Consider the following 18427-nt stretch of genomic DNA (forward strand, 5'->3'; position numbering starts at 1 on the left):
TTTGACCCAACGACCAAGGTTATCGCCGATAATATGCTGCATTGCACAATAAGCTTGAAAAACCTTCGCACTTGCAGCATAAGGAGGGCCTGCGAGGACCATCCTCGCCTGAAAATTTCCGCCTAGCGCCCGTCACCTCGGGCCACATCACCGGAGAGACGACCATGGCCGACGCCACCGAAACCGTGAAGAAGACCGCCGATCAAGTCACCGCCGCCGCAGCTTCGGCCGGCGCCAAGGTCAAGGCTCAGGCCGAGACCATGCAGGCTGCAGGCACCCAGGCCTTCCGCGAAGGCATCGAGAAGTCGACCGCCTCGCTGGCCGAGCTGAATGCGCACAGCAAGAAGAACCTGGACGCCATGGTCGAGTCGGCCACCGTCGCCCAGAAGGGCGCAGAGGCCCTGTCGCAACAGGCGCTCGGCTTCGCCAAGTCGTCCTGGGAAGAAGGCGTCGCCGCCTCCAAGGAACTGTCGACCGCCCGCTCGGTGCAGGAGTTCTTCGAGCTACAAACCGCCTGGGCCAAGAAGTCGATGGAGCGCTACGTCGCCGAACTGACCAAGACGAACGAGATCATGACCGCCACGGTCAAGGACAGCATCAAGCCGATCAATGAGCGCGTCACCGCCTCGGTCGAAACCTTCCAGGCCGCCCGCTAAACACGGCGTCCTCTACGGATCGAGAAGGCCCCGGAGTTCACTCCGGGGCTTTTTTACGTTTTGGATCCGTCGTTTGCTCTTCACGCAATCCGTGACTGGACGCCGCTTCAATTCAGGCCATCATTCCCTATCTGTTGGAGACAAGACGACTCCCCGATTACGGAATACGAATGCCCATACAAAGGCCCGGTGATACCGGGGGCGGCACAGGCGCCGCCACCGTCACCGAAACAAAGCCGAAGCTTCAGAAGCCCTCGCTCTATCGGGTGCTGATCCTGAACGACGATTATTCGCCGATGGAATTCGTCGTCTATGTGCTGGAGCGGTTCTTCCAGAAGAGCCGCGAAGAGGCCACCCGCATCATGCTGCATGTGCATCAGCATGGCGTGGGCGTCTGCGGCGTCTTCACCTACGAGGTCGCCGAGACCAAGGTTGCGCAGGTCATCGAGACCGCGCGTCGCCACCAGCACCCTCTGCAATGCACGATGGAAAAGGACTGAGAGGAACCTCCCGATGCCTTCATTTTCCCGTCCTCTCGAAGAAACCCTGCACCGCGCGGTGGGATACGCCAATGCGCGCAGGCACGAATATGCGACGCTTGAGCACCTGCTGCTCGCGCTGATCGACGATCCCGATGCGACCGGCGTGATGCAGGCCTGCAACGTCGATCTGACCGCGCTGAAAGCTGCGCTGACCTTGTATGTGGACAATGATCTCGCCGCCTTGGCCACGGCCGACGGCGAAGACGCCAAGCCGACCGCCGGCTTCCAGCGCGTGATCCAGCGCGCCGTGATCCACGTCCAGTCGTCCGGCCGCGAGGAAGTGTCCGGCGCAAACGTGCTGGTCGCCATCTTCTCCGAGCGCGAGAGCCACGCCGCCTATTTCCTGCAAGAGCAGGACATGACGCGCTACGATGCGGTCAACTTCATCGCCCACGGCATCGCCAAGAAGGCGGGCGCCACAGAGGCGCGTCCCGCCAAGGGCTCTTCGCCCGAAGAGACCGAGGACGCTTCGGCCGTCAAGTCGGGCGGCGAGGCGCTGGAAGCCTATTGCGTCGACCTCAACGAGAAGTCGCGCCAAGGCAAGGTCGATCCGCTGATCGGTCGCCAGGCCGAGGTCGATCGCTCGATCCAGATTCTGTGCCGCCGCACCAAGAACAACCCGCTGCTGGTCGGTGATCCCGGTGTCGGCAAGACCGCCATCGCCGAAGGTCTGGCCCGCAAGATCGTCAACGGCGAAGTGCCTGACGTCCTCAAAGACGCCACCATCTATTCGCTCGACATGGGCGCGCTGCTGGCCGGCACCCGCTATCGCGGTGACTTCGAGGAACGCCTCAAGCAGGTGGTCAAGGAGCTGGAGAACCACGAGAACGCCGTGCTCTTCATCGACGAGATTCACACGGTGATCGGCGCCGGCGCGACCTCGGGCGGGGCCATGGACGCCTCCAACCTGCTGAAGCCGGCCCTGGCGTCGGGTTCGCTGCGTTGCATGGGATCGACGACCTACAAGGAATATCGCCAGCACTTCGAGAAGGACCGCGCCCTGGTGCGTCGCTTCCAGAAGATCGACGTCAATGAGCCGACGGTCGAGGACACGGTGAAGATCCTGAAGGGTCTGAAGACCTACTACGAGCAGCACCACAAGGTCCGCTACACCGACAGCGCCATCCGCACGGCGGTCGAGCTGTCGGCCCGCTACATGACGGACCGCAAACTGCCGGACAAGGCGATCGACGTGATCGACGAGGCGGGCGCCGGCCAGATGCTGCTGGTGGAATCCAAGCGCAAGAAGGTCATCGGCCAGAAGGAGGTCGAGGCCGTCATCGCCAAGATGGCCCGGATCCCGGCCAAGTCGGTGTCCAAGTCCGACACCGAGAGCCTGCGCGAGTTGGAAGTCGATCTGAAGCGCGCGGTGTTCGGTCAGGAACAGGCCATCGAACAGGTCTCGGCGGCGATGAAGCTGGCGCGGGCGGGTCTGCGCGATCCGAACAAGCCCATCGGCAGCTTCCTGTTCAGCGGCCCGACCGGCGTCGGCAAGACCGAGGTCGCCAAGCAACTCGCCGCGACCCTGGGCATCGAGATGCAGCGGTTCGACATGTCCGAATATATGGAGCGCCACACCGTCAGCCGCCTGATCGGCGCCCCTCCCGGCTATGTCGGCCATGACCAGGGCGGCCTGCTGACCGACGCCGTCGATCAGCATCCGCACTCGGTGGTGCTGCTGGACGAGATCGAGAAGGCGCACCCGGATGTCTACAACATCCTGCTGCAGGTGATGGACAACGGCATGCTGACCGATGCGGTCGGCAAGAAGGTGGATTTCAGGAACGTCATCCTGATCATGACCACCAACGCCGGGGCCGCCGACAACGCCCGCGCCTCCATCGGCTTCGGGCGGGGCAAGGTCGAGGGTGAGGACGACAAGGCCATCCAGCGCCTGTTCGCGCCGGAGTTCAGGAACCGTCTGGACGCCATCGTGGCCTTCAAGCCGCTGCAGGCCGACACGATCCGCTCGGTGGTGACCAAGTTCATCCTTCAGCTGGAAGCCCAGCTGGCGGATCGCAACATCACCATCGAACTGACCGACGAGGCGGCCGACTGGCTGGCCAAGAACGGCTTCGATGAACTGTACGGCGCGCGTCCTCTGGCGCGGGTCATCCAGGACTCGATCAAGAAGCCGCTGGCCGACGACATCCTGTTCGGGCGTCTGACGCGTGGCGGGCACGTCAAGGTCCAGTTGAAGGACGGAAAGATCGACTTCGACATCGCAAGCGCCAACGCGCCCGCGAAGGCCGAGGAAGAAGAGACGGCCTGATCCTCGAAACGGGCGCAGGCGGAAGGCCCGGCTGGTGACAGCCGGGCCTTTTTCTATGTGGCCTTGTAGGGCGACAGTTCTTCGGTCATCGCCGCCATCTCGGCCTGCATCGCCGGGCGTTCGCCGTCCAGATAGCGGGCGACGGGATCGCGCAGGGCCGGGTCGGCGATGAAGTGGGCGGAATAGACGGGGGAGGGCAGGTAGCCGCGCGCGATCTTGTGGTCGCCCTGGGCGCCGGCCTCGACGCGCGACAGGCCGCGCGAAATGGCGAAGTCGATGGCCTGATAGTAGCAGAGCTCGAAATGCAGGAAGGGCACATCTTCCAGCGTGCCCCACTGTCGACCGTACAGCGCGTCGCGGCCGATGAAGTTCAACGCGCCGGCGATGGGCGTTTGGTCCCTAAACGCCATGACCAGGGCGATCCGGTCGGCCAGGGTTGCGCCGACGCGGCTGAAGAAGTCGCGCGTCAGATAGGGCTGTCCCCATTTGCGCGAGCCCGTGTCCATATAGAAGGCGAAGAAGGCGTCCCAGTGCGCCTCGGTGATGTCGGCGCCGGTCAGGACGCGGATATCCAGATCGGCCTGGGCGTCGCGGCGCTCGCGCTTGATGGTCTTGCGGCGGTTGGCCGACAGGGCGGCGAGGAAGTCGTCGAAGGTCTGATAGCCGTTGTTGCGCCAGATGAACTGGATGTCTTGGCGCGGCAGCAGGCCGGCATCGGCCATGGCCGACCATTCCGGCTCGGTCGGAAAGTTGACGTGCAGGGACGAGACGCCCAGCCGCTCGACCAAGGTCACCGCCCCCTGGATCAGGGGCTGACGCACCGTGGCCGCGTCGGTTTCGGGATGGTTGAGGAAGCGCGGCCCGGTCGCGGGCGTGAAGGGCACGGCGCCGAGCAGCTTGGGATAATAACGCCCGCCGGCCCGTTCATAGGCGTCGGCCCAGCTATGGTCGAAGACGTATTCGCCCTGGCTGTTGCCCTTCAGATAGAGGGGCATGACGCCCAGAACGGCGTTGTCGTCACCCCGCAGGGCCAGATGGCGCGGGGCCCAGCCCTGGCGAGGCGCGGCGCTGCCCGAGGCCTCGCAGGCGTGCAGGAAGTCATAGGAGACGAAGGGATCGCCGGTGGGACGCGCGCACGCATCCCAGGCCTCGCGGCCGATGTCGGCGATCCCTTCGTGAACCGAGATCTGAAAGATCAGCGGATCTCCACGATCGCATCGATCTCGACGGCGAAGCCGAGCGGCAGCTTGTAGACGCCGACGGCCGAACGGGCGTGCTTGCCCGCGTCGCCGAAGACCTCGACCATCAGGTCGGAGCAGCCGTTGATCACGGCGGGAATGGCGATGAAGTCGGGACCGGCCTGGACGAAGCCGCCCAGTTTGACGATGCGGACCACCCGATCCAGGTCGCCGTCGCAGGCCGCCTTGATCTGGGCGATCAGGTTCAGACCGCACAGGCGGGCCGCCTCCGTGGCCTGTTCCGGCGTCACGTCCACGCCGACCGTGCCCTTGATCCCGCCCGAGGCGTCGTTCGACAGCTGGCCCGAGATGGTGACCTGATTGCCCGAGCGGACATAGGACACATAGCTGGCTACCGGCTTGGCGGGTTCCGGCAGGGTGAGGCCGAGTTCGGCGATGCGGGCTTCGATGCTCATGGGGGCTCCTTTTATCTGGGCGCGGTTTAGCGCGCGGCAAGGGCGGCGTCACGTCCGTCGCGCGGCTTTAAAGGTTCGCCAACCGCGCCGTGTCATTGTGCCGATCATGGATATGCACCTGAGCCCCGATGCCGCCGTCTTCCATGCCGTGCTGGCGCGGCTGTCCCCCGACGACCGGGCGCGTGTGGACGCCACCGCAGCACCGGCCGCGAAAAAGGCCGCCGAGGCCGCGCCGCACTGGGATTTCGAAATGCCGGCAAAGGCGGTAGACGCCCTGCTTGACGCGGACGCATCGGACGACGTGCGTCGTGGCCTGGTCGCGGCCTGGGCGCTGCAACTGCCCGACCGCGCGGCGGCGATGCGTCTGCCGGCCGAGGTGATGGCCCTCTATCCCTACTGGATCGAACAACTGGCGGCGTTTCTGGACAAGGCCGAGGGCGAATACGTCTTCGACCACTGGTCCAAGGACGTGCGCTTCACCCTGGCGCTGAGCGTGCCGGGCGCGAAGAGTCAGGTGATCGACCTGAGTTCGCCGGTCGGGCCGGGCCAGATCGTCAAACACGTCCGCGACGGCTGGGGCCTCACGCCGCTGTTCCGCTATCTGGCGACGGGCGCCAAGCGCGAGCCCTGGCTGGAGGTGCATACCGAAAGCCGCTGGCTGCGGGGCTTCAATGAGGACGGCTGGAACGAGGCCTGGGCCACGGCGGCGGAGCTGTGCCGGGCTCGGCCGGAACTGGCGGGGATGATCGGCTCCAGCTGGTTCTACGATCCGCCCCTGACGGAGATCAGCCCTCGCCTGGCCCACCTGCGGCTCAACCCGCTGAACGGCGGCGCCTTCATGGTCCACCAGGGACCGGCGCCGATCCATACCGAACGCGCGGCGACGGCCTCGGCGTCGAGGAAGGCTCTGATCGATAGCGGGGAATACACCGCCCGATCCTGGCTGATGATCTGGCCCCGCAAGGAGCTGATCGCCTGGGCGGATCGGCGCAAGGCCGGCTGAAACGTCAGGCCGTCGCCATCCGCCACGCCGCCGCAACCGGTTGGATGTCCAGATCGGCCGCCTTGGCCAGGCGGATCAGCCGGTCGATGTCCTCGGGGCGGCAGCCATACGACGTCGGCGCGTCGCTGACGTCATGGCCATAGGCGATCAGCCAGCCCTTGGACGCCGCCGTCTCCGCCACCAGCGCCTCCAGATCGTAACCGGGCAGACGACGGCTCTCCAGCCCGATGGCCTGCAGCAGGTTGCGGTCCGCGCGACCGGCGTTGATCCCGTCGCGCACGCCACGCCCGCACAGGAAACGTTTGTCGATGATCGCCTTGGACCCCAGGGCGCAGTCGCCGAACGGATAGGCGAAGGTCTGCATCTGATAGCCATCCAGCCGCTCGGCCACCCAGGCGGCGTTGCGGGCCAGGCTGGTGTCCAGCTCTGCCGGCGACAGGGTCAGGGTCGAGACATGTTCATAGGTGTGGCAGCCGACCTCATGACCCGCCTCGTCCAAGGCCTGAAGATGCTCCACCTCGAACTGCGGCAGGTCCAGATTGCGACCGCCCGCCAGACCGCCGCAGACATAGTAGGTCGCCTTGACGCCGTGTTGAGCCAGGATCGGTCCGGCCTCGGTCCAAGCCGATGCGGGGATGTCGTCGAACGACAGGCTGAGAACGCCACGCGCGGGCTGAACCGTGGCCGGGCGGACATCGAGGTAGCGGCCGGCGCGGCGGCGCATCTTGTCGAGAAAGACGTTCATCCCGCCCTTATGGCCGAACGGGCTTAAGGCCGGGTTTCACACCGTGACGGGCTGGGCGGTCAGGCCGCGCACGCCGAAGACCCGGCGATAGCGTTCGATTTCGGCAGGATCGCCGACGGCCTTTTCCGGGTTGTCCGACAGTTTGACGGCGGGCCGGCCGCCGGCCTCGACCACCTTGCAGACCAGCGAGATCGGCTCCAGCTCGGGCGCGAAGGCGGGCGAACAGTCGCGGAAATCGTTGGTCAGATTGGTGCCCCAGCCGAAGCTGAGACGGGCACGGCCGTGGAAATTGGCGTGGGTCGCCTCGATCCCGTCGATGTCCATGCCGTCCGAGAAGATCAGCAGCTTCTCTTTCGGATCACGGCCGTGGGCGCGCCACCAGTCGATCAGCCGTTCGCCGGCTGCAATGGGCGGGGCCGAGTCGGGGCGGAAACCGGTCCAGTCCGCGACCCAGTCCGGCGCCTGATCCAGAAACGCCTCGGTTCCGAAGGCGTCGGGCAGGACGATCAGCAGATTGCCTGCATAATGCCTGCGCCACTCTTCCAGAACGTCATACGGAACCTGGGCCAGCGCCGCGTCGTCGGGCGCCAGCGCCGCCATGACCATCGGCAGTTCGTGCCCGTTGGTGCCGATGGCTTCCAGGTCGTTCTCCATCGCGTGCAGGACGTTGGACGTGCCGATGAATGACAATCCCAGCCCTTCCTTCAGCGCCTGAATGCACCAGCGTTGCCACAGGAAGCCGTGCCGCCGCCGCGTGCCGAAGTCGGACAGGGCCAGATCGGGCAAGGCGCGCAGCCGCTCGACCTTGGACCAAAGCCGCGTCTTGGCGCGCGAATACAGGATGTCCAGCTCGAACCGCCCCAGCCGCCGCATCCCGACTCGGCAGCGCAACTCGTTCAGAATCGCCAGCGCGGGGATTTCCCACAGCGTGACCTCGGCCCAGGTGCCCGAGAAGGTCAGCATATACTGCCCGTCCTGAACCGACAGGTCGTAGTCGGGCAGGCGGTAGTCGATCAGCCAGGCGATGAAGTCCGGCGAGAAGATCTGCTTCACGCCATAGAAGCTGTTGCCCGCCAGCCAGACCAGTTCCTTGTTGGTGAAACGCAGGGTGCGGGCGTGATCCAGTTGCTCGCGCAGGGCGTCTATGTCGATCTCGTCCGCCAGGCGGACGCGGGTCGTGCGGTTGATGACCTGAAAGACGACCGGCACGTCGCGGTGCTCGCGCCAGATCATCTGCAGCATCAGCAGCTTGTAGAAGTCGGTATCCAGCAGGCTGCGGACGATGGGGTCCAGGCGAAAGCCGTGGTCATAGGCGCGTTTGGCGAGGTCCATGGCGCTTCCTACGGCTTCAGCGCGCGCCCCGCCACCACGGCGTCCTTGCCGAACTTCTCGCGCAGTTTGTCGATGGCGCGTTCGGTCTTCAGGGTGCGGGTCTCGGGGGTCTGGAACAGGCCGACGGGCGCGTCCTCGGCGTCCTGGACGTCGGCCATGCCGATGCCGATCAGGCGGTAGGACGGGCCCAGCTCGGGCTTCAGCAGGTCACGCCCGGCGGCGAACAGGGCGCGCGCCGTCTGGACCGGGTCGGGCAGGGTGATGCGGCGGGTGACGATCTTGAAATCGGTGCGGCGCAGTTTCAGCACGAGGACGCGGCTGGCGACGCCGTCGCGACGGGCTTTGGACGCCAGCTTCTCGCACAGGGGCCACAGTTCGGCCTCCAGCGCCTCGGCCGAGGTCAGGTCCTCGTTGAAGGTTGTCTCGGCGCTCATTCCCTTGCGGTCGCGTTCGGGGTTCACGGCGCGGGCGTCGCGGGCGTGGGCCAGTTCGTGCAGGCGCAGGCCCGATTCGCCGTAGCGTTTGACCAGATCGCGCACGTCCGCGCGGGCCAGATCGCCGATGGTCGAATAGCCGTCGCTGCGCAGCGCCTTGCCGAACACCGGGCCGACGCCGGGCAGGGTGGTGACGAGGCGCGGCGCCAGCAGGGCCTGGGCGTTGGCGGCGCCGACGACGGAGAAGCCGCGCGGCTTGTCCATCTCGGACGCCATCTTGGCCAAGAAGCGGTTGGGGGCCAGGCCGATGGAGACGGTCAGGCCGGTCTCCTCCTCGATCTGTTTCTGGAAACGGATCAGCTGAAACGCCGGAGGCCCGCCGTTCAGCCGTTCGGTGCCCGACAGATCGACCCAGGCCTCGTCCAGCGACAGAGGCTGTATCAGCGGCGTCAACCGACCCAACGCCCCCAGAATACGCTGCGATTCGAAGACGTATTTGGTGAAGTCCGGCCTGATGACCACCGCCTCGGGACAGGCCTTCAGCGCCTTGAACATCGGCATGGCGGACCCGACGCCGTACTGGCGCGCGACATAGCAGGCGGTGGAGACGACCCCGCGCTTGCCGCCGCCGACGATGACCGGCTTGTCGCGCAGCTCCGGCCGGTCGCGCTTCTCCACCGAGGCGTAGAAGGCGTCGCAGTCCATGTGGGCGATGGACAGCTGGTCCAGTTCGGGATCGGCGACGATGCGCCGCGACCCGCACGCCGGACAGCGGCGCTCGGGCGGTCCGGCGGGATCTTCGCCGGTCCACAGGCAGTCGCGACAGATGGCCTTGATGGCCACGCTTAAGGTCTCCGTAAGGTTGGCTTCACCCCAACTTAAGACTGCTCGCCTACGAATGCGACCAACGAGGCGTCCCGCGTTCGAGGGGCGCGCAGGTCAGGTGATGATGTCCAAGAAAGTCCTCATCGTCGAGGATAACGAGCTGAACATGAAGCTTTTTCATGATCTGCTCGATTCCCAGGGCTACGAGACGCTGCAGACCCGCGAGGGCTTGCAGGCGTTGGCCCTGGCGCGCGCCCATCATCCCGATCTGATCCTGATGGATATTCAGCTGCCGGAAATCTCGGGCCTGGAAGTCACCAAGTGGCTGAAGGACGACGAAGAGCTAAGCCATATCCCCGTCATCGCCGTGACCGCCTTCGCCATGAAGGGCGACGAGGAGCGGATTCGTCAGGGCGGGTGCGAGGCCTATATCTCCAAGCCCATCTCGGTGATGCACTTCCTCGAAACCATCCGGCAGCACCTCGGATGAGCGCCCGGATCCTCGTCGTCGACGATGTGGACGTGAACGTCCGTCTGCTCGAAGCCAAGCTGACCATCGAATATTACGACGTCCTCAGCTGCAACGACGGCGCGACGGCCCTGAGCCTGGCCGCCGAGCATCAGCCGGATCTGATCCTGCTGGACGTCATGATGCCCGGCATGGACGGGTTCGAGACCTGTCGCCGGCTGAAGGCCCAGGCCGAGACGCGCCACATCCCCGTCGTGCTGGTCACCGCGCTGGACGGCCGCCAGGATCGTATCCGGGGGCTGGAGGCCGGCGCCGACGACTTTCTGACCAAGCCCATCGACGACGTGATCCTGTTCGCGCGGGTCAAGTCGCTGACCCGGCTGAAGCACGTCATGGACGAACTGCGCGAGCGCGAGGAAAGCGGTCGGCGCCTGGGCGTCGATTCGGACGGCGCCGCGCGGCTTCGCAGCGAAGGAGGCCGCGTGCTGATCGTCGACGACGACCAGCGTCAGGCCGAGAAGATGGCGGCCGAGCTGAGTGGCGAACACCGCGTCACCATCGAATCCGATCCCGAGGCGGCGCTGGTCGCGGCCAAGGGGGCGCTGGATCTGATCATCGTCAATGTCGCCGCCGCAGGATTCGACGGCCTGCGGATCGTGGCCCAGGCCAAGTCGGGTGACGCACGCCGCGCGCCGATCCTGGCGGTGGTGGAGCCGGCCGAGCGGCCGCGCATGGTCAAGGCGCTGGAACTGGGCGCCGCCGACATCCTGCCGCGTCCCATCGACACCGAAGAACTGTCGGCGCGCGTCCGCACCCAGATCCGACGCAAACGCTACACCGACTTCCTGCGCCAGAAGCTGGACAGCAGCATGGAGATGGCCGTCACCGACGCCCTGACCGGCCTGCACAATCGTCGCTACATGACTGGCCAGCTACAGGCCTTGGTCGGCCGCGCGGCCCAGGGCGGGTCTCAGGTCGCCTTGCTGGTGCTGGACATCGACCACTTCAAGTCCGTCAACGACAGCTTCGGCCACGACGCCGGGGACGAGGTGCTGGTCGAGTTCGCCGTGCGCCTGGCCACCAACGTCCGCGCCGTGGACCTGCCGTGCCGGATGGGCGGAGAGGAGTTCGTGGTCGTCATGCCGGGCGCCAGTCTGGAAGACGCCGGCCACGTCGCCGAACGGATTCGCCGCGATGTCGCCTCCGCCCCGTTCCGGGTCATGGGCGGCAAGGAACAGATCACCATCACCATCTCGATCGGCGTGGCCGCCACGACCGGCGACGGCGACACGCCGGAGGGCCTGCTGAAACGCGCCGACGAAGGCGTCTACGAGGCCAAGGCCGCCGGCCGCAACAAGGTCATCGCCAAGGCGGCCTGACCGACCCCTAGACAACGAAAAACGCCCGGCTGGAGACCAGCCGGGCGTCTTCAATTTTTCAGCCGATCAAGTAGTTACTTGATCTTGCCTTCCTTGAACTCGACGTGCTTGCGCACGACGGGGTCGTACTTCTTGACGACCATTTTCTCGGTCATGGTGCGGGCGTTCTTCTTGGTGACATAGAAGAAGCCGGTGTCGGCCGTGGAGTTCAGGCGGATCTTGATGGAAGCCGGTTTGGCCATCGGAATTACCTCTGCGACGGCGAAAGCCGCTTAAAATAAGAGGCGCGGAACATACTCAGGATCGCCCCAAAGTCAACGGGCGCGATGCCACGTTGATGCGGTCGGATGCACATATAGTGTGACCGCATGAAAATCGCATCCCTGCTGGCCGCTGCGGCCCTGGTTTCCCTGCCGTCCGTCGGCGCTGCGGCGGCGTCTCCCGCTCCGGGCCCCGTTCTGAGCCAGAACGATTTCCTGGCGCGACTGAACGCCCTGTGCGGCCAGCGATTCGAAGGCCGGGTCGTCACGACCGACGCCGCCGACGCCACGTTCGCCAGCGAGCGGCTGATCATGCACGTCCGCGACTGTTCGGCGGACGAGGTGCGCATTCCCTTCGCGGTCGGCGACGACCGCTCTCGCACCTGGGTCGTGACCAAGACCGAAACAGGCCTGCGGCTGAAGCACGATCACCGGCATGAGGACGGCACGACCGACGTGCTGCACTGGTATGGCGGCGACACGGCCAACGCGGGCACGGCCGACCGCCAGGAGTTTCCCGTCGACGCCGAATCGATCGCCCTGTTCAACGCCAACGACGCGGCGGTCTCGACCACCAATGTCTGGGCAATGGAGGTTCATCCCGACCGGATGTTCGCCTATGAACTGCGCCGCCCCAACCGCCATTTCCGCGTCGAGTTCGATCTGACGAAGCCGGTCGCCGACTAAGGATCAGACGACGCGCCAGGCCTTAACCGGCCGCACGGTGGCGCAGGCCGGGCCGCCGTCCTTCGCGCGGCCGGGCAAAACGACCTCCAGCAAGCGCCCCTCGCGCGCCTGGGCCAGCAGATCGGCTGGAATGTCGTGGACGTCGATCTTGGCCCGACGACTTCATTCGCTGGCGTGCAGACCTGCCGACGTGCCGATGGCGATATAGACGAAGCGCCGCGACGGCCCCTCGCGCCGCACGAATGTCCCGGTCAGGCGTCCGTCGTCGGTCTGGGTGATCGGCGCATCGAAGCTGATCGAGCCGTCGCCGGCGATTTGCGGCTCGATCGGCATGTTGGCCTTGTCCTGAAGGCTGTAGGCGACGCCCGCGACCGGGTCGGCGATGGTCAGGCGCAGGGTGATCGTCGATCCGGCCATGTCAGTCCCTGTGTTCGACGGTGTGGCGGCCCCGCACCATCCGCACGAAGGGCAGGGGGCGGTTCGGGTGTTCCAATCGCTCCGCCAACTCCCCCAGCACGAAACGGGTGATGGCGGGCAGGTCCAGGCTGCGCGCCTCGTCCAGCGGCAGCCACGCGATCTCGTCCAGTTCGCCTGATCCGGCGGTCGGTTCCGGGCTCAGCAGGGCCTCGGCCGGGGCCATGAAGAAGCGGGCGTCGAACCGCCGTGTGCGACCCGGAGGGGTGATGGCCCGGGCGATGTAGGACAGGACCGACAGATCGGGCAGGGCGCCCGCCTGCCGATACTCGCGCCACGGTCCGGCGACCGAGGCGCTCGGCGCGGGCCGCCCCAGAATCAGCCCGGTCTCCTCGAACGTCTCGCGCACCGCCGTCAGGGCCAGGGCGCGGGCGCGGCGGGCCGGCAGTTCGACTTCCAGCCGCCGCGCGACATCGGCGGGCAGGTCGCCCGTCGCGGCGGCGGTAAAGTCGCTGCGGTCGATCCGCCCGCCCGGAAACACCCATTTCGACGCCATGAACACATGCCCCGGCGCCCGTCTTCCCATCAGCACCTCGGACCGCGACCCGCCCCGCGTCAGGATCAGCGTCGCCGCATCCTTGGGCCGCTGTGCGCCGCCGACGCGCGGGGCGTCGGCCAAGTCCTGTGCGGTGTCGAAGGGCGCGGTCACGACAATCCTCTCCCATGGGGGAGGATTTGGCGGAGGCCTTGCGTCACTTCCGCTTGCCCTTACGCACACCCTTCAGCCCGCCGGAGGGACGGCCGCCTTTCGCGGGCTTGGGACCGCCCGGCCGCCCCTTGCCGCGCATCGGCGGGCCGTCCCCGCCGCGTCCCCGGACGCCATAGCGCGGGGCGGGGGCGTTGGGGTCGCGGGGTTCGGGCTCGCTGAGCATTTCGAACACCAGGCCGCCCGTGACGGGGGTGGCCTCCATCAGCTTGACCTCGACCTTGCGGCCCAGGGTGAACCGCTTGCCGGTGCGTTCGCCGACCAGGGCGTGGGCGCGGTCGTCGTGGGCGAAATATTCGCTGCCCAGGGTCGAGACGGGAACCAGGCCGTCGGCGCCCGTCTCGTCCAGCCGGATGAACAGGCCGAACCGGGTCACGCCGGTGATGCGGCCGGTGAAGGTCGCGCCGACATGGTCCTCCAGGAAGGCGGCGATGTAGCGGTCCATCGCGTCGCGCTCGGCCGCCATGGACCGGCGCTCGGTCATGGTCACGCCCTCGGCGATGGCGGGCAGTTCGGCGATCTCGCGGTCGGTCAGCCCATCCTTGCCAAGCCCAAGTGCCCGGATCAGGCCGCGGTGGACGATCAGGTCGGAATAGCGCCGGATCGGCGAGGTGAAGTGGGCGTAGCGGTCCAGGTTCAGGCCGAAGTGGCCGATGTTCTCAGGGCTGTAGATCGCCTGCATCTGGCTGCGCAGCACGACCTCGTTGACGACATCGGCGTATTCGGTGTCGCGCGTCTCGTCCAGCAGCTTGTTGAACCGTTTGGTCGTGCCCGGCTCGCCCTTGTTCCACGGCTTGCCGATGGTCGAGAGGAAGTCGGCCAGGTTGAAGATCTTCTCCTGGCTGGGCGTGTCGTGGATGCGGTAAATGAGCGGAGTTTGCTTCTGCTCCAGGGTCTCGGCGGCGCAGACATTGGCCTGGATCATCATTTCTTCGATCAGGCGGTGCGCCTCCAGCGAGGCGCGCTTTTCGATGGAGGCGATGCCGCCATCCGGCGCCATGCGGATGCGGCGCTCGGCCGATTCGATCTGCAGCGGGCTGCGCTTCAGACGGCCCTTAAGCATCGTGTGGTAGGCGTTCCACAGCGGATAGAGGATCGCCTCCATGATCGGGCCGGTCGTGTCATCCGGTTGCCCGTCGATGGCGGCCTGGGCCTGTTCGTAGCTGAGCTTGGCGTGCGACCGCATCAGGCCGCGCACGAACTTGTGGCCGGTCTTTCGGCCGTCCTTGTCGAAGACCATCCGCACGGCGAGACAGGCGCGGTTCTCGCCCTCCTTAAGGCTGCACAGACCGTTCGACAGCACCTCCGGCAGCATCGGTTCGACGCGGTCGGGGAAATAGGTCGAGTTGCCCTTGTCGCGAGCCTCGCGGTCCAGATGGGTGCCTGGCCGGACGTAGGCGGCGACGTCGGCAATGGCGACCCAGACGATCCAGCCGCCTTCGTTCTTCGGGTCCTCGTCGCGGGCCGCATAGACGGCGTCGTCGTGATCGCGCGCATCGGCGGGGTCGATGGTGATGAAGGGGACTTCGCGCAGGTCCTCTCGCCCCTTCAGCGTCGGCAGGGCCTGATCCTCGGCCTCGCGCTCGACCGCCTCGGAGAAGCCGGTCGGCACGCCGTGGGCGTGGATGGCGATCAGGGAGGCGGCGCGGGGATCGTCCTCCTTGCCGATATGTTCCAGGATCTTGCCGCGCTTGGGACCGAACCGCTGCTCGCCCTTTTCTATCGCGGCCAGGACCAGGTCGCCGTCGCGCAGGTCGCCCGACTGGGCCTGGGGCACCAGCAGCACGTCCTTGGAGCGGCGATCGACCGGCTCGACACGGGTCTCGCGCGCCGACTTGCGGATGACGCCCAGGACGCGGTTCGTGCCCACGTCCAGCTTCTTGATCAGCCGGGCCTCCCAGCCTTCGGCTCCGCGCTGGAACTTGACCAGCACCCGGTCGCCCAAGCCGGGGGCCGGGCCGGGTTTGGACTTGTCGGGCATCAGGATGGCGCGAGGCGCGTCGGCGCTGGCCTCGACCAGGCGGACATACAGTTCGCCGTCGCCGTCGCGTTCGACCACGTCGGCGACGCCGACGGGGGGCAGGGCGCCGGCCTCGGAGAAGCCCTTGCGACCGCGCTTGCCCAGCCGGCCTTCTTCTTCAAGCTCGCGGATCATTTCGCGCAGGGCCCGGCGGTCGCCGCCCTTCAGCCCGAAATGGCGTGCGATGTCGGTCTTCTCGGCCGATCCGGCCTCGCGCAGGAAGGCGAGGAGGGTGTCTTTGTTGGGCAGGCCGGCGGGCGGCCTCTTGGATGAATTGGTCATTATGTCTTTCGTAGCGCGGAACCGCGCCCTTGGGTAAATCTTGAGGTCAAATCTTGCGTGAGTTGACCGAGTGAATGCGGGGCTTCAGCTTCCGCCGTCCCCGAATGGAGTCTTCGATGTCCCTGCATGCCCCCGCCCTGAGCGCGACCGTGAAGTCGCCGCTGGATCTGATCGGCAAGACGCCGATGGTGGAGGTGACCAAGATCGACACCGGCAAGTGCCGTCTGCTGTTGAAGCTGGAATCCCAGAACCCCGGCGGCTCGATCAAGGATCGGATCGCGGTCGAGATGCTGGACGCGGCCGAGAAGGAAGGCTGGCTGAAGGAGGGCGGCACCATCGTCGAGGCGACGGCGGGCAATACGGGCCTGGCGCTGACGCTGGTCGGCCGTGCACGGGGTTATAAGGTGCTGCTGGTCATCCCGGACAAGATGTCGAAGGAAAAGATCCAGCATCTCAGAGCCATGGGCGCCGATGTTCGCCTGACGCGTTCGGACGTGCCGCACGGCCACCCCGAATATTACACCGACATGGCCGAGCGTCTGTCCCAGGCCATTCCGGGCGCCTATTACGTCAACCAGTTCGCCAACCAGTCGAACGCCGAGGCCCATGTGAAGACGACGGGGCCGGAGATCTGGGAGCAGACGGGCGGCGACATCGACGCCTTCGTCGCCGGCATCGGCTCGGGCGGGACGATCACCGGCGTGGCGCGCTATCTGAAGAGCGTGGGCTCGAACGCCCAGATCATCCTGGCCGACCCGGTGGGTTCGACCCTGGCCGGCATCGTCAACGACGGCGTGCCGGGGCCGGACGGCAGCTATACGGTCGAGGGCATCGGCCAGAACTTCGTGCCCGACACTGCGGACATGAGCCTGATCGACAAGGCCTATTCGATCCCGGACGCAGAGGCGATCGCCACGGCGCGCGAACTGCTGCTGAAGGAAGGCATCCTGGCCGGGTCGTCGTCGGGCACCCTGATCGCCTCGGCCCTGCGCTGGTGCCGCGAGCAGACCGAGGCCAAGACCTGCGTCACCTTCGTCTGCGACACCGGGGCCAAGTATCTGTCGAAGGTCTACAATGACGCCTGGCTGGCGGATCAGGGCCTGGGCGAGCGCGAGCTGCACGGCGACCTGTCGGACCTGATCAACCGCAAATACGAAAAGGGCGACGTGGTCGTCGCCGGGCCGGGCGACACCCTGGACACCGCCTTCAAGCGGATGAAGGGCGCCGACGTGTCGCAGCTTCCGATCATCGAGGACGGCCGCCTGGTCGGCATCCTCGACGAGAGCGACCTGATCCGCATCATGAACACCGACGAGATCACGCGTAAGGAACGGTTCGCCAAGCCCGTGGCCTCGGCCATGACGCGCGATCTGGACACGCTTCAGGTCAAGGAGCCGCTGGACGCCCTGATCCCCGTCTTCGACCGAGACCGCGTGGCCATCGTGCTGGATGGCGAGACGTTCGTCGGCCTGATCACCCGCACCGACCTGATCAACCACCTCAGCCTGAACCGGTAAGAACCATGGCCGACACCAAGAACAGCCAGGGTTTCTCGACCCGCGCCATCCATGCCGGACAGCATCCCGACCCGACCACGGGTGCGGTGATGACGCCGATCTACGCGACCTCGACCTATGCCCAGGAAAGCCCGGGTGTGAACAAGGGCTATGAATACGCGCGGGGCAAGAACCCGACGCGCGAGGCGTTCGAGGCCTGTATCGCGGACCTTGAGGGCGGCACGCACGCGTTCGGGTTCGGCTCGGGTATGGCGGCGACCTCGACGGCGCTGGAGCTGCTGGACGCGGGCGATCACATCGTCACCGGCGACGACCTGTACGGCGGCTCGTGGCGGCTGTTCGAGCGGGTGCGCCGACGCACCATGGGGCTGGACTTCGCCTATGTGGACCTGAGCGACATCGCCGCGGTCGAGGCGGCGATCACGCCCAAGACCAGGATGCTGTGGGTCGAGACCCCGACCAATCCGCTGATGAAGCTGGCGGACATCGCGGCTCTGTCGAAGGTGGCCAAGGCGCATGGCCTGCTGCTGATCGTGGACAACACCTTCGCCACCCCCTTCTGCCAGCAGCCGCTGAGCCTGGGGGCGGATGTGGTCATGCACTCGGCGACCAAATACCTGAACGGCCATTCGGACATCATCGGCGGGGTGCTGGTGACGGCCGATCCCGACTTGGCGACGCGGATCAAGTTCCTGCAGAACTCGGTCGGCGGGATCATGGGGCCGTTCGACGCCTTCCTGGCCAACCGGGGGCTCAAGACGCTGGCGCTGCGGATGAAGGCGCATTGCGAGAACGCCCTGACCGTGGCGCGCTGGCTGGAGACCCGCAAGGGCGTGGCCAAGGTCATCTATCCCGGCCTGATCGCCCATCCGCAGCATGAACTGGCCGCGCGCCAGATGAGCGGCGGCTACGGCGGGATGGTGACGGTGATCCTGGAGGGCGACCTGGAGCGCACGAAACGCGTGCTGGAGCGGGTCGAGGTCTTCACCCTGGCGGAGTCGCTGGGCGGGGTCGAAAGCCTGGTGAACCACCCGGCGATCATGACCCACGCGAGCGTGCCGAAGGACGTCCGCGAGGCGGGCGGCGTGACCGACAACCTGATCCGGCTATCGGTCGGGGTCGAGAACGTCGAGGACCTGATCGCGGATCTGGATCAGGCCCTGGGCTGAT

17 protein-coding genes and 1 pseudogene are annotated in these 18427 nt (G+C 66.5%); 9 read left to right on the forward strand and 9 right to left on the reverse strand.

Annotated features, from left to right (window positions below; all coding sequences use genetic code 11):
- The first annotated feature begins 164 nt into the window (after window positions 1-164).
- The 3 genes from EGY25_RS12435 to clpA all read left to right on the forward strand — a co-directional run bounded on the left by EGY25_RS12435 (window position 165) and on the right by clpA (window position 3470).
- On the forward strand, window positions 165-656 hold the full coding sequence (locus tag EGY25_RS12435) for a phasin family protein (RefSeq protein WP_135195262.1): 492 nt from the start codon (window positions 165-167) through the stop codon (window positions 654-656).
- Window positions 657-826: 170 nt separating this feature from the next.
- On the forward strand, window positions 827-1156 hold the full coding sequence (clpS, locus tag EGY25_RS12440) for an ATP-dependent Clp protease adapter ClpS (RefSeq protein ID WP_135195263.1): 330 nt from the start codon (window positions 827-829) through the stop codon (window positions 1154-1156).
- 13 nt (window positions 1157-1169) lie between these two features.
- Window positions 1170-3470, forward strand: a complete 2301-nt coding sequence (clpA, locus tag EGY25_RS12445) for an ATP-dependent Clp protease ATP-binding subunit ClpA (RefSeq protein ID WP_135195264.1) — start codon at window positions 1170-1172, stop codon at window positions 3468-3470.
- Window positions 3471-3523: 53 nt separating this feature from the next.
- Here clpA and EGY25_RS12450 read toward each other — a convergent pair whose 3' ends face one another.
- Together EGY25_RS12450 and EGY25_RS12455 are read right to left on the reverse strand one after the other, a co-directional pair.
- Window positions 3524-4669 carry a GNAT family N-acetyltransferase gene (locus EGY25_RS12450; protein ID WP_135195640.1) on the reverse strand — a complete coding sequence of 382 codons (1146 nt, stop codon included), beginning with the start codon at window positions 4667-4669 and terminating at the stop codon, window positions 3524-3526.
- The gene (locus EGY25_RS12455) at window positions 4666-5124 is read right to left on the reverse strand and encodes a RidA family protein (protein WP_135195265.1); all 459 of its coding nucleotides are present in this window, start codon (window positions 5122-5124) and stop codon (window positions 4666-4668) included. Before EGY25_RS12455 ends, EGY25_RS12450 begins: the two co-directional genes overlap by 4 nt.
- 106 nt (window positions 5125-5230) lie before the next feature.
- Here EGY25_RS12455 and EGY25_RS12460 point away from each other — a divergent pair, with 106 nt between their 5' ends.
- Window positions 5231-6127 carry a hypothetical protein gene (locus tag EGY25_RS12460; protein WP_135195266.1) on the forward strand — a complete coding sequence of 299 codons (897 nt, stop codon included), beginning with the start codon at window positions 5231-5233 and terminating at the stop codon, window positions 6125-6127.
- Between the two features lie 4 nt (window positions 6128-6131).
- Here EGY25_RS12460 and EGY25_RS12465 read toward each other — a convergent pair whose 3' ends face one another.
- From EGY25_RS12465 to EGY25_RS12475, 3 genes are read right to left on the reverse strand one after another with little or no spacing between them, the layout of a single operon-like run.
- Window positions 6132-6872 (reverse strand): polysaccharide deacetylase family protein, encoded by a 741-nt coding sequence (locus EGY25_RS12465; protein ID WP_135195267.1) that lies wholly within the window; start codon window positions 6870-6872, stop codon window positions 6132-6134.
- A gap of 36 nt (window positions 6873-6908) precedes the next feature.
- Window positions 6909-8204, reverse strand: coding sequence for a nicotinate phosphoribosyltransferase (locus EGY25_RS12470; RefSeq protein WP_135195268.1), 1296 nt, complete (start codon window positions 8202-8204; stop codon window positions 6909-6911).
- Window positions 8205-8212: 8 nt separating this feature from the next.
- Complete coding sequence (locus tag EGY25_RS12475; RefSeq protein ID WP_135195269.1) at window positions 8213-9481, reverse strand: DNA polymerase IV; 1269 nt, start codon at window positions 9479-9481, stop codon at window positions 8213-8215.
- A 106-nt stretch (window positions 9482-9587) separates the two neighbouring features.
- Between EGY25_RS12475 and EGY25_RS12480 the strand changes: the two genes are divergently transcribed.
- On the forward strand, window positions 9588-9953 hold the full coding sequence (locus EGY25_RS12480; protein ID WP_167762544.1) for a response regulator: 366 nt from the start codon (window positions 9588-9590) through the stop codon (window positions 9951-9953).
- Complete coding sequence (locus EGY25_RS12485; protein ID WP_135195271.1) at window positions 9950-11311, forward strand: PleD family two-component system response regulator; 1362 nt, start codon at window positions 9950-9952, stop codon at window positions 11309-11311. The genes EGY25_RS12480 and EGY25_RS12485 overlap by 4 nt, the downstream gene beginning before the upstream one ends.
- A gap of 74 nt (window positions 11312-11385) precedes the next feature.
- On the opposite strand, the gene rpmG is transcribed toward EGY25_RS12485, so the two are convergent.
- Window positions 11386-11553, reverse strand: a complete 168-nt coding sequence (rpmG, locus tag EGY25_RS12490) for a 50S ribosomal protein L33 (protein ID WP_003164451.1) — start codon at window positions 11551-11553, stop codon at window positions 11386-11388.
- Between the two features lie 126 nt (window positions 11554-11679).
- On the opposite strand from rpmG, the gene EGY25_RS12495 reads away from it, so the two are divergent.
- A complete protein-coding gene (locus tag EGY25_RS12495; RefSeq protein ID WP_135195272.1) occupies window positions 11680-12258 on the forward strand; it encodes a hypothetical protein in 579 nt (192 codons plus the stop codon).
- Between the two features lie 3 nt (window positions 12259-12261).
- Here EGY25_RS12495 and EGY25_RS12500 read toward each other — a convergent pair.
- The 3 genes and pseudogenes from EGY25_RS12500 to rnr form a co-directional block, all read right to left on the reverse strand.
- Window positions 12262-12675 (reverse strand): annotated as a pseudogene (locus tag EGY25_RS12500) (DUF5990 family protein).
- A gap of 1 nt (window position 12676) precedes the next feature.
- Window positions 12677-13381, reverse strand: a complete 705-nt coding sequence (locus EGY25_RS12505; RefSeq protein ID WP_245159458.1) for an NUDIX hydrolase — start codon at window positions 13379-13381, stop codon at window positions 12677-12679.
- A gap of 43 nt (window positions 13382-13424) precedes the next feature.
- Window positions 13425-15740, reverse strand: a complete 2316-nt coding sequence (gene rnr / locus EGY25_RS12510) for a ribonuclease R (protein WP_135195273.1) — start codon at window positions 15738-15740, stop codon at window positions 13425-13427.
- A 116-nt stretch (window positions 15741-15856) separates the two neighbouring features.
- On the opposite strand from rnr, the gene EGY25_RS12515 reads away from it, so the two are divergent.
- Together EGY25_RS12515 and EGY25_RS12520 are read left to right on the forward strand one after the other, a co-directional pair.
- Window positions 15857-17257 carry a pyridoxal-phosphate dependent enzyme gene (locus EGY25_RS12515; protein WP_135195274.1) on the forward strand — a complete coding sequence of 467 codons (1401 nt, stop codon included), beginning with the start codon at window positions 15857-15859 and terminating at the stop codon, window positions 17255-17257.
- Between the two features lie 5 nt (window positions 17258-17262).
- On the forward strand, window positions 17263-18426 hold the full coding sequence (locus EGY25_RS12520; protein ID WP_135195275.1) for a cystathionine gamma-synthase: 1164 nt from the start codon (window positions 17263-17265) through the stop codon (window positions 18424-18426).
- Window position 18427: the final 1 nt, after the last annotated feature.

The organism is Brevundimonas intermedia (assembly GCF_004614235.1).
Lineage (GTDB): Bacteria > Pseudomonadota > Alphaproteobacteria > Caulobacterales > Caulobacteraceae > Brevundimonas > Brevundimonas intermedia_A.

Bases quoted from the DNA above. Each gene is read 5' to 3' on its own strand.
- EGY25_RS12515 (WP_135195274.1), top strand. From the start codon at position 15,857: ATGTCCCTGCATGCCCCCGCCCTGAGCGCGACCGTGAAGTCGCCGCTG.
- EGY25_RS12485 (WP_135195271.1), top strand. From the start codon at position 9,950: ATGAGCGCCCGGATCCTCGTCGTCGACGATGTGGACGTGAACGTCCGT.
- rnr (WP_135195273.1), bottom strand. From the start codon at position 15,740: ATGACCAATTCATCCAAGAGGCCGCCCGCCGGCCTGCCCAACAAAGAC.
- EGY25_RS12455 (WP_135195265.1), bottom strand. From the start codon at position 5,124: ATGAGCATCGAAGCCCGCATCGCCGAACTCGGCCTCACCCTGCCGGAA.
- EGY25_RS12520 (WP_135195275.1), top strand. From the start codon at position 17,263: ATGGCCGACACCAAGAACAGCCAGGGTTTCTCGACCCGCGCCATCCAT.
- EGY25_RS12495 (WP_135195272.1), top strand. From the start codon at position 11,680: ATGAAAATCGCATCCCTGCTGGCCGCTGCGGCCCTGGTTTCCCTGCCG.
- EGY25_RS12470 (WP_135195268.1), bottom strand. From the start codon at position 8,204: ATGGACCTCGCCAAACGCGCCTATGACCACGGCTTTCGCCTGGACCCC.
- clpA (WP_135195264.1), top strand. From the start codon at position 1,170: ATGCCTTCATTTTCCCGTCCTCTCGAAGAAACCCTGCACCGCGCGGTG.
- EGY25_RS12460 (WP_135195266.1), top strand. From the start codon at position 5,231: ATGGATATGCACCTGAGCCCCGATGCCGCCGTCTTCCATGCCGTGCTG.
- EGY25_RS12480 (WP_167762544.1), top strand. From the start codon at position 9,588: ATGTCCAAGAAAGTCCTCATCGTCGAGGATAACGAGCTGAACATGAAG.
- EGY25_RS12435 (WP_135195262.1), top strand. From the start codon at position 165: ATGGCCGACGCCACCGAAACCGTGAAGAAGACCGCCGATCAAGTCACC.
- EGY25_RS12465 (WP_135195267.1), bottom strand. From the start codon at position 6,872: ATGAACGTCTTTCTCGACAAGATGCGCCGCCGCGCCGGCCGCTACCTC.
- clpS (WP_135195263.1), top strand. From the start codon at position 827: ATGCCCATACAAAGGCCCGGTGATACCGGGGGCGGCACAGGCGCCGCC.
- rpmG (WP_003164451.1), bottom strand. From the start codon at position 11,553: ATGGCCAAACCGGCTTCCATCAAGATCCGCCTGAACTCCACGGCCGAC.